8 protein-coding genes and 2 tRNA genes are annotated in these 8,387 nt (G+C 69.3%); 6 read left to right on the forward strand and 4 right to left on the reverse strand.

From position 1 onward, the window contains the following. Window positions 1-129: 129 nt before the first annotated feature. Window positions 130-252 (forward strand): hypothetical protein, encoded by a 123-nt coding sequence (locus MKL11_RS33150; RefSeq protein WP_279600567.1) that lies wholly within the window; start codon window positions 130-132, stop codon window positions 250-252. 203 nt (window positions 253-455) lie between these two features. Beyond that, window positions 456-737 (forward strand): PilZ domain-containing protein, encoded by a 282-nt coding sequence (locus MKL11_RS18105; protein WP_243945822.1) that lies wholly within the window; start codon window positions 456-458, stop codon window positions 735-737. A 190-nt stretch (window positions 738-927) separates the two neighbouring features. On the opposite strand, the gene MKL11_RS18110 is transcribed toward MKL11_RS18105, so the two are convergent. From MKL11_RS18110 to aroA, 3 genes are all read right to left on the reverse strand, one after another. Continuing rightward, window positions 928-1,003, reverse strand: a tRNA-Lys gene (locus MKL11_RS18110). A 95-nt stretch (window positions 1,004-1,098) separates the two neighbouring features. Next, window positions 1,099-1,737: a (d)CMP kinase gene (gene cmk, locus MKL11_RS18115; protein WP_243945831.1), complete on the reverse strand. Its 639-nt coding sequence runs from the start codon at window positions 1,735-1,737 to the stop codon at window positions 1,099-1,101. Between the two features lie 3 nt (window positions 1,738-1,740). Next, window positions 1,741-3,090 carry a 3-phosphoshikimate 1-carboxyvinyltransferase gene (aroA, locus tag MKL11_RS18120; protein ID WP_243945833.1) on the reverse strand — a complete coding sequence of 450 codons (1,350 nt, stop codon included), beginning with the start codon at window positions 3,088-3,090 and terminating at the stop codon, window positions 1,741-1,743. A 242-nt stretch (window positions 3,091-3,332) separates the two neighbouring features. Between aroA and MKL11_RS18125 the strand changes: the two genes are divergently transcribed. Together MKL11_RS18125 and MKL11_RS18130 are read left to right on the forward strand one after the other, a co-directional pair. Continuing rightward, window positions 3,333-3,707, forward strand: coding sequence for a TIGR02300 family protein (locus MKL11_RS18125; protein WP_243945835.1), 375 nt, complete (start codon window positions 3,333-3,335; stop codon window positions 3,705-3,707). Between the two features lie 178 nt (window positions 3,708-3,885). After that, window positions 3,886-3,961: transfer RNA gene (locus MKL11_RS18130), tRNA-Ala, on the forward strand. Window positions 3,962-4,042: 81 nt separating this feature from the next. Here MKL11_RS18130 and MKL11_RS18135 read toward each other — a convergent pair. Further along, window positions 4,043-4,531, reverse strand: a complete 489-nt coding sequence (locus tag MKL11_RS18135; protein ID WP_243945837.1) for an Lrp/AsnC family transcriptional regulator — start codon at window positions 4,529-4,531, stop codon at window positions 4,043-4,045. 324 nt (window positions 4,532-4,855) lie between these two features. On the opposite strand from MKL11_RS18135, the gene mdeB reads away from it, so the two are divergent. Together mdeB and MKL11_RS18145 are read left to right on the forward strand one after the other, a co-directional pair. Next, a complete protein-coding gene (mdeB, locus tag MKL11_RS18140) occupies window positions 4,856-7,531 on the forward strand; it encodes an alpha-ketoglutarate dehydrogenase (RefSeq protein ID WP_243945839.1) in 2,676 nt (891 codons plus the stop codon). Window positions 7,532-7,767: 236 nt separating this feature from the next. After that, window positions 7,768-8,387: biotin/lipoyl-containing protein (locus MKL11_RS18145; RefSeq protein WP_313900761.1), on the forward strand; the 620-nt coding region annotated here is incomplete at its 3' end.

Here is an 8,387-nt window from a genome sequence, read left to right on the forward strand (position 1 = left end):
GGGCTGGGCCGGAAAAGCCTTGGGACCGATCCCGCCGGCTGGACGGGAGCCGGCACTCGGGCCGCGCGTTGGGATCCGACGGCGTGCCATGCTCTGATGCAGCCTCAAGCGAGAGAAGGAGAGCGACCCGTGTCGAAGTCGCTGCGATTCCTGCGGAACTGGTTTCTGCTGTCGATTCCGGTCGGGCTGTTCGTCGGCCGGTTCATCAAGGCCGGCAAGGGGCCGCCGTTGCGCAAGGACGAGCGGCGGTAGGATTCGAGGCTCATCGTCGGCGGGACGGAGCGTCTCGGCCGCGCTACCCCCGGCGCGCGGCCGAGACGCCCATAGCCCTTCAAGTATCGCTCCATACTTTATTTTCCTAAACATATAGGCTTGATCAATATATCCTTAGCGTTTTCGGGGCATTTTTACTGGGATCGCGCCATCTTGGCCGACATCGCCAGGGTCATTCGGCCATGCCCCGCTACGCCAGGCCTCCGATCGCCTTCGTCGAGCGACGCGCCAGCGCTCGCAAAGCGACGGCGCTCCTGGCCTATGCCCAGCACCCGGACGGATCGCGCTTCCCCTGCCGGGTCCAGAACCTCTCCGACGGTGGCGCGATGCTGGAATTCCTCGGCCCGCACGTGGTCGTGTTGGCGACCGCGTTCGACCTCGTGCTGGCCAATTCCGATATGCGCTACGCCGTGAAGCTCATCTGGCGGAAGGAGCGGACAGCCGGGGTTCTGTTTTGCGTGTAAAATGCGCATGGACTGAAAACGCGACGAGAAATGAATGATTGTGACAAGACAAGCGCTGAAAAAGACACATTCAATTGCCATCGGCGCATGATGACCGTGTTACGTCTACGTGGCGACGCGCAGTCCGTACGCCAAGCCGGCCCAAGTCTCAACCTCACTGCGTTCAGATCTTTATCGAAGCTAAAGTCTATGGTGAGCGCGCTGGGACTCGAACCCAGGACCTACAGATTAAAAGTCCGTTGCTCTACCAGCTGAGCTACGCGCTCGCGTCCGGGACCGCCCTGCAGCGGCCGCGCGGGGACGGCGCGTTCGCAATAGGTGAGCGGGCCCGGGGGGTCAACACGGGGTTTTTCGGTGGCGCCTATGCCCCATCCCTCCGGGCGCGCTCGACGATGCCTCGGGCCTCGGCGAAGGCGGCGTCCGGATCGAGCGCTGTGGTGTCGAGCCGGATCGCGTCGTCGGCCATGCGCAAAGGCGCGGCGGCCCGGGAAGCATCGCGGGCGTCGCGGGCCTCGATGTCGGCCAGGATCGCCCCGAAGGTCGCAGCCTCGCCGCGGCCGGCGAGTTCCAGATGCCGGCGGCGGGCGCGCTCCTCGGACGACGCGGTGATGTACAGCTTCACGCTGGCCTCGGGGCAGACCACCGTGCCGATATCGCGCCCGTCCAAGACCGCGCCCTGGGGATCGGCCGCGAAGCGCCGCTGCCAGGCCAGCAGGGCGGCGCGAACGTCCGGCACGGCAGAGATCCGCGAGGCGGCCTCGCCCATGGCGCGCTCGCGCAGGCGCGGATCGTCCAGCCTGTCGGCGTCGAGGGCGTGAGCGGCCCGGGACGCGGCGTCTGGATCGTCGAGCGACAGGTCGGCATCGATCAGCGCCAGCGCCACCGCGCGGTAGAGCAACCCCGTGTCGAGATGCGGCAGCCGGTAATGGTCGGCCAGCCGTTTGGCCAGGGTCCCCTTGCCCGAGGCGGCCGGGCCGTCGATCGCGATAACGAGCGGCATGATCTAGGCCCCGATCCGGCCGCCGAGGGCCTGCATGGACGGCAGGAAGCTCGGGAAGCTCGTGGCAATCATCGCGCCATCGTCCACCGTGACGGGGGCCTTCGCGGCGAGCCCCATCACCAGGAACGCCATGGCGATGCGGTGATCGAGATAAGTCGCCACCGTGCCGCCGCCGGGCGCGACCGTGCCGTCGCCCTCGACCACGAGGTCGTCGCCCTCAACGCTGTGGCGGACGCCGTTGGCGGCGAGCCCCGCCGCTACGGCCGCGAGGCGGTCGGATTCCTTCACCCGCAGCTCGTGCAGGCCGTTCATCCGGGTCCGGCCCGCGGCGAAGCTCGCCGCCACCGCCAGCACCGGGTACTCGTCGATCATCGCGGGCGCCCGCTCGGCCGGGACATCGACGCCGGTGAGGCGGCTTGCGCGCACGCGCAGGTCGGCCACGGTCTCGCCGCCCTCATCCCGCTCGGCGACGCGCTCGATCTGCGCGCCCATCTCCAGCAGGGTGGTGATCAGCCCGGTGCGCAGCGGGTTCATCATCACGCCCTCGATCACCACGTCGGAACCCGGCACGATCAGCGCCGCGACCAGGGGGAACGCGGCCGAGGACGGATCGGCCGGCACGATCACGTCGGTGCCCCGCAGGGTCGGCTGTCCGGTGAGCGCGATCTTGCGACCGTGGCCGCCCGGCCCGTGCGGCTCGACGCGGACCTCGGCGCCGAACAAGCGCAGCATCCGCTCGGTGTGGTCGCGGGTGGCGGCCGCCTCGATCACCGTGGTGGTGCCGGGGGCGTTGAGGCCGGCGAGCAGCACCGCCGACTTGATCTGCGCCGAGGCCGCCGGGGTCTCGTAGGTGATCGGGATCGCCTCGTTGAGGCCGCGCAGGGTCAGGGGCACGCGGCCGCCGTCGGCCTCGGACAGGACCTGCGCGCCCATGCGGGTGAGCGGGTCGAGGATCCGGCGCATCGGGCGCGAGCGCAGGGACGCGTCGCCGTCGAAGGTCGCTGTGACCGGCTGGCCGCCGACCACGCCCATCATCAACCGCGAGCCGGTGCCGGCATTGCCTAAATCGAGCACGTCGGCCGGGTCGGTGAGGCCGCCGATGCCGACGCCGCGCACCACCCAACGGCCCTCGCCGACGCGCTCGACGCCGGCGCCGAACGCTTTCGCGGCGGCGGCGGTGCGCAGCACGTCGTCGCCCTCGAGAAGGCCCTCGACCCGGGTCTCGCCGTGGCTCAACAGCCCCAGGATCATGGCCCGGTGCGAGATCGACTTGTCGCCCGGCGGACGCAGGCGCCCTTCGAGCGGCGTGCCCGGTGCGGCGGTGAGGGGCTGGGGAGGCGAATCGTGCGACACGGGGGCGTCCGTTCGGGAATCGGGGGTGGGCCGGGATCCGGCGCGTCGCGCGGGGGCGCCGCGGCGCTGCCATCGGACCGTGAACTGGCGGCGCGGTTAACACGCGCACCGGCCCGCGTCATCCATCGCGCCCGCTCGGCGGGGCCCGTAAAACGGGGCGCCGCGGCTCGATTGACAGGGGTCGAGGCCGCGACTAACGGGCCCGTCTTCCGAGACAGAGAAAGACGACGAGGTTCCCGCCCGTGGCACGACCGGAACTTGGCTTGAAGCGCCATTGCATGAGTTGCGGCGCGAAGTTCTACGACCTCGCCCGCGATCCCGCCGCCTGCCCGAAATGCGGCGCGGTCTACCAGGCGACAGCGAGCCGCGTCGCGCCGCCCGCCCTGGCGCGGGGGCCGGAGGCCGACGACGAGGACGAGACCGACGAGAAGGCGCCGGAGTTGGTTTCCCTGGACGAGGTCGAGGCCGCCGAGGACGAGGCGGATCCCACGCCCGAGGATGACACCGCCGAGGACGGGGATTCGGCCGCGGACGACACCTTCCTCGAGGAGGAGGATTCCGGCGACGACGTCTCTGACCTGATCGACGGCGATATCGAATCCGACGAAGAAACCTGACCCCCGTTCGCGCCGATCCCGCGAATAGCCCGCGGCGTGTCCGAGCGGGGTCGGCGTTTCCGCGAAGAACCCGCAAAAAAGGGGTTGAGTCCGCCGCGAGAGCCGCCTATAGAACCGGCCTCGCCGGACGCCAGCCGGTCGGCGAGACCCCGCGGGACCCAAACCGCGGTGGACAAGTGGGGCCTTAGCTCAGCTGGGAGAGCGCTTCCATGGCATGGAAGAGGTCATCGGTTCGATCCCGTTAGGCTCCACCATTCTTCCTTCCGCGTGATGCCGCCGGTTCAAGCCGGCTCCGCTGGAAAGTCTGAAAGCTCCTTATCCAGCGAACGACCCGTTCACCGGGTCAGGTGCCCGAGCGGCAGCGCCGTCGTGTACTTCACTTGGCCCAGCGCGAAGCTGGAGCGGATGTTCGCCACACCCGGGATGCGGGTGAGGTGGTCGAGCACCAGGCGCTGGTACTGGCCGAGATCCTCCACCACCACCCGCAGCATGTAGTCGGCCTCGCCGCTCATCAGATAGCATTCCATCACCTCCGGACGGCTGCGCACCGCCTCGTCGAAGGCCTGGAGCGCGGCCTGAGTCTGCTTCTCCAGGGAGACGTGGACGAAGACGTTCACCGCGAGCCCGAGGCTCATCGGGTCGACCACCGCGACGCAGCCCCGGATGATCCCGGCCTCCTTCAGGTCGTTGACCCGGCGCCAGCACGGCGAGGTCGAGAGCCCGACCTGCTCGGCGAGATCGGCGATGCTGATCTCGCTGTCCTGCTGCAGCCGTTCGAGGATGCGCAGGCTGGCGGCGTCGAGATGGACCGGTCGGGAGACCATTTTTTGTTCTCTGATTTGCCACCCGCATAGCATGCCGGGGCGCGTCGGGCGGCAAGAAAGTTTTGGCGCAGATCGATGTGGGCGGCCGATCCTGCATGCGCCAACCGTCATTGCGAGCGCAGCGAAGCGATGACGGCGGGGGGATCTAACCGGAAGTTGCATCGGAGGCGTGCGGATGCGTCCTCAGCAGCGGTGGCATGATTGCCCTTCATCGCCGGTAAATTCGGCAAAATATACCAATTATCGGCCCTGCATGACAAAAGATCGGTATGTCGCCCCGCGCGGCAATCCGTATGCTCCGCTCAAAAGCCGGGAGCAGCGCCGATGAACGCCATACCGCCGAGGACGACGATCGCGCGGTCCGCCGAGGTCGATCACGATCCGGCCGAGACGCAGGATTGGCTGGCCGCCCTCGAATCCCTGTTCCGCACCGAGGGCGCGGCCCGGGCGCGGTTCATCCTCGACCGGCTGGAGCGGCGCTCGAAGGAGATCGGCATCCTCGACGAGGCCCTGCCCTACTCGCCCTACCGGAACACGATCGCCCTGGAGAAGCAGGCGCGCTACCCGGGCGACCTCGACATCGAGGAGCGGCTCACCTCGATCATGCGCTGGAACGCGCTCGCCATGGTGGTGCGCGCCAACATGGCCTACGGCGAGCTCGGCGGCCACGTGGCGAGCTATGCCTCGGCGGCGGAGCTGTTCGAGGTCGGGTTCAACCACTTCTTCAAGGGCGGCGCGGACGGCGACCTCGTCTACTTCCAGCCGCATTCGGCGCCCGGCGTCTACGCCAGAGCCTTCCTGGAGGGGCGCCTCTCGGAGGAACAGCTCAAGCATTACCGCCAGGAGATCGCGGGCGACGGCCTGTGCTCCTACCCCCATCCCTGGCTGATGCCGGATTTCTGGCAGGTGCCCACCGGATCGATGGGCATCGGCCCGATCCACGCAGTCTACCAGGCGCGGTTCATGCGCTACCTGAGCCATCGCGGGCTCGCAGACACCACCGGCCGCCACGTCTGGGGCGTGTTCGGCGACGGCGAGATGGATGAGCCGGAGTCGATCGGCGGATTGGCGCTCGCGGCGCGCGAAAAACTCGACAACCTGACCTTCGTCATCAACTGCAATCTCCAGCGGCTGGACGGGCCGGTGCGCGGCAACGGCCAGATCATCCAGGAGCTGGAGAGCCTGTTCCGCGGGGCCGGCTGGAACGTCATCAAGGTGCTGTGGGGCTCCGAGTGGGACGGGATCTTCGCCCGCGACACCAACCACGCCCTGCTGCGCCGCTTCGCCGACACCGTGGACGGCAAGTACCAGACGCTCGGCGCCAAGGACGGCGCCTACAACCTCGCCCATTTCTTCGGGGAGGACCCGGAGGTGCGTGAGCTGGTCGCGCACATGTCGGATGCCGATGTCGACCGGCTGAAGCGCGGCGGCCACGATTTCCGCAAGCTCTACGCCGCCTTCGCCGCCGCCAAGGCGACCAAGGGCCGGCCGACCGTGATCCTGGCCAAGACCAAGAAGGGCTACGGCATGGGCGGCGCAGGCGAGTCGCGCATGACTTCCCACCAGGCCAAGAAGCTCGACGTGGAGGCTCTGCGCGCCTTCCGGGACCGCTTCGCCCTGCCGCTGTCGGACGCGCAGGTGGAGGGGCTGGCCTTCTACAAGCCGGCCGAGGACGGCGCCGAGATGCGCTACCTGCGCGAGCGTCGGGAGATGCTGGGCGGCGTGCTGCCGGCCCGCCGCCGCACGGCGCCGACCGTGACGGTGCCGCCGCTCTCGACCTATGCGGGCTTCGCCCTGGAGGCGGCCGGTAAGGAGATGTCGACCACCACCGCGGTGGTCCGGCTGTTCGGCAACCTCTTGAAGCACAAGGATCTTGGGCCGCGCGTCGTCCCGATCGTCGCCGACGAGGCGCGCACTTTCGGCATGGCCAACCTGTTCCGGCAGGTCGGCATCTACGCGCCCGAGGGGCAGCTCTACGAGCCGGAGGATGCCGGCTCGATGCTCTACTACCGCGAGGCGCGCGACGGGCAGCTGCTGGAGGAAGGCATCACCGAGGCCGGGGCGATCTCGTCCTGGACCGCGGCGGCCACGGCCTACAGCGTCCACGGCCTGTCGATGCTGCCGTTCTACATCTACTACTCGATGTTCGGCTTCCAGCGTGTCGGCGACCTGATCTGGGCCGCGGCCGACCAGCGGGCGCGCGGTTTCCTGATCGGCGCCACGGCAGGCCGCACGACGCTCGGCGGCGAGGGCCTGCAGCACCAGGACGGGTCGAGCCACATGGCCGCCGCAGCGATCCCGAACTGCCGGGCCTACGATCCCGCCTTCGCCTACGAGATGGCGGTGATCGTCGACCGCGGCGCCCGGGCGATGATGGAGGAGGGCGAGGACGCCTTCTACTACCTCACCGCCATGAACGAGAACTACGCCCAGCCCTCCATGCCGGAGGGGGCCGAGGCCGGCATCCTGAAGGGGATGTACCGCCTCTCGGGGCCGGATTCGGGGCCTGCCGCGGTGCGGCTGCTGGGCTCGGGGGCGATCCTGCCGGAGGTGATCGCCGCCGCCGGCCTGCTCGCACAGGATTGGGGGATCGACGCCGAGCTGTTCAGCGTCACCAGCTTCAGCGAGTTGGCCCGCGACGCCCGCGAGGCCGAGCGGCAGGCGATGCTGCACCCGGAGGCGGATGCCCCAGTGAGCCACGTGGCCGCGCTGCTCCCGGGCGTGACGCCGGTCGTGGCGGCGACCGACTACGTCCGGGCCTACCCGCAGCTGATCGCCTCCTATGTCGGCGCCCGGTTCGTGACGCTCGGCACCGACGGTTTCGGCCGCAGCGACACCCGCAATGCGCTCCGCCGCTTCTTCGAGGTGGACCGGCAGCACGTGGTGGTGGCCGCCCTGCACGCGCTGGCCGAGGCCGGCACGGTGCCGCGGACCACGGTCGCCGAGGCGATCCGACGCTACGGCATCGACGCGGACACGCCGGCGCCCTGGACGATCTAAGACATCCAACCCGCGTCCTCATCCTGAGGCGGCGGAGCGAAGCGGAGCCCTCGAAGGAGCCCTCCAGCTGGCCGCGCGATCCCTGGAGCCCTCCTTCGAGGCTCGCTTCGCTCACACCTCAGGATGAGGGTGTGGGTGGGACAGAGGCTAGAGCGCGAACGAACGCCGCGCGGCCCGGCCCCGGACCTCGCCCCCAAAAACCACTCCACCCAAGACAAGCCACGGAAACCCGCCCGATGAGCGCCGCGCTGCAGATCGCCCTCCCGGATATCGGCGATTACCGGGACGTGCCGGTGATCGAACTCCTGGTGAAGCCGGGCGACCGCCTGGCCGTGGACGACCTGATCCTGAGCATCGAATCCGACAAGGCGACCATGGAGGTCCCCTCCCCGGTCGCCGGAACCGTGCGGGAATTGCTGGTCGCGGTCGGCTCGAAGGTCTCGGAGGGCACGCCGATTCTCATGGTCGAGCCCGCCGAGGGCGGCGAAACGGTCGACGCGCCTCCCCCTCCCCCCTCTGCGGGGGAGGGCACCCTGCGCAGCAGGGGGGGCCGGGACGAAGTCCCGCAAGAGGGGCAGCGCGACGATGCGGGTTTCACACCTGTCGTGACTCTTCCGGATACCGCGCTCCCCTCTCCCGACCCCCTTCGGGCGCCACCCTCCCCCGCAGAGGGGGGAGGGAGCGCGCGTGGCATGTTGGGAGCGAGCCTTCCCCCCATCACCGCCCTCTACGAGGAGACCCCCACGATCCCGGTGGAGCAACGCGCCCATGTCACGATCCTGGCGCCGGACTTCTACCGGGTGATCCTGCGCTACGGCTTCATGGAGGATGCCTCGATCCCGGAGGGCCTCGCCTG

The sequence above is a fragment of the Methylobacterium sp. J-077 genome, from assembly GCF_022829365.1.
Taxonomy (GTDB): Bacteria; Pseudomonadota; Alphaproteobacteria; order Rhizobiales; family Beijerinckiaceae; genus Methylobacterium.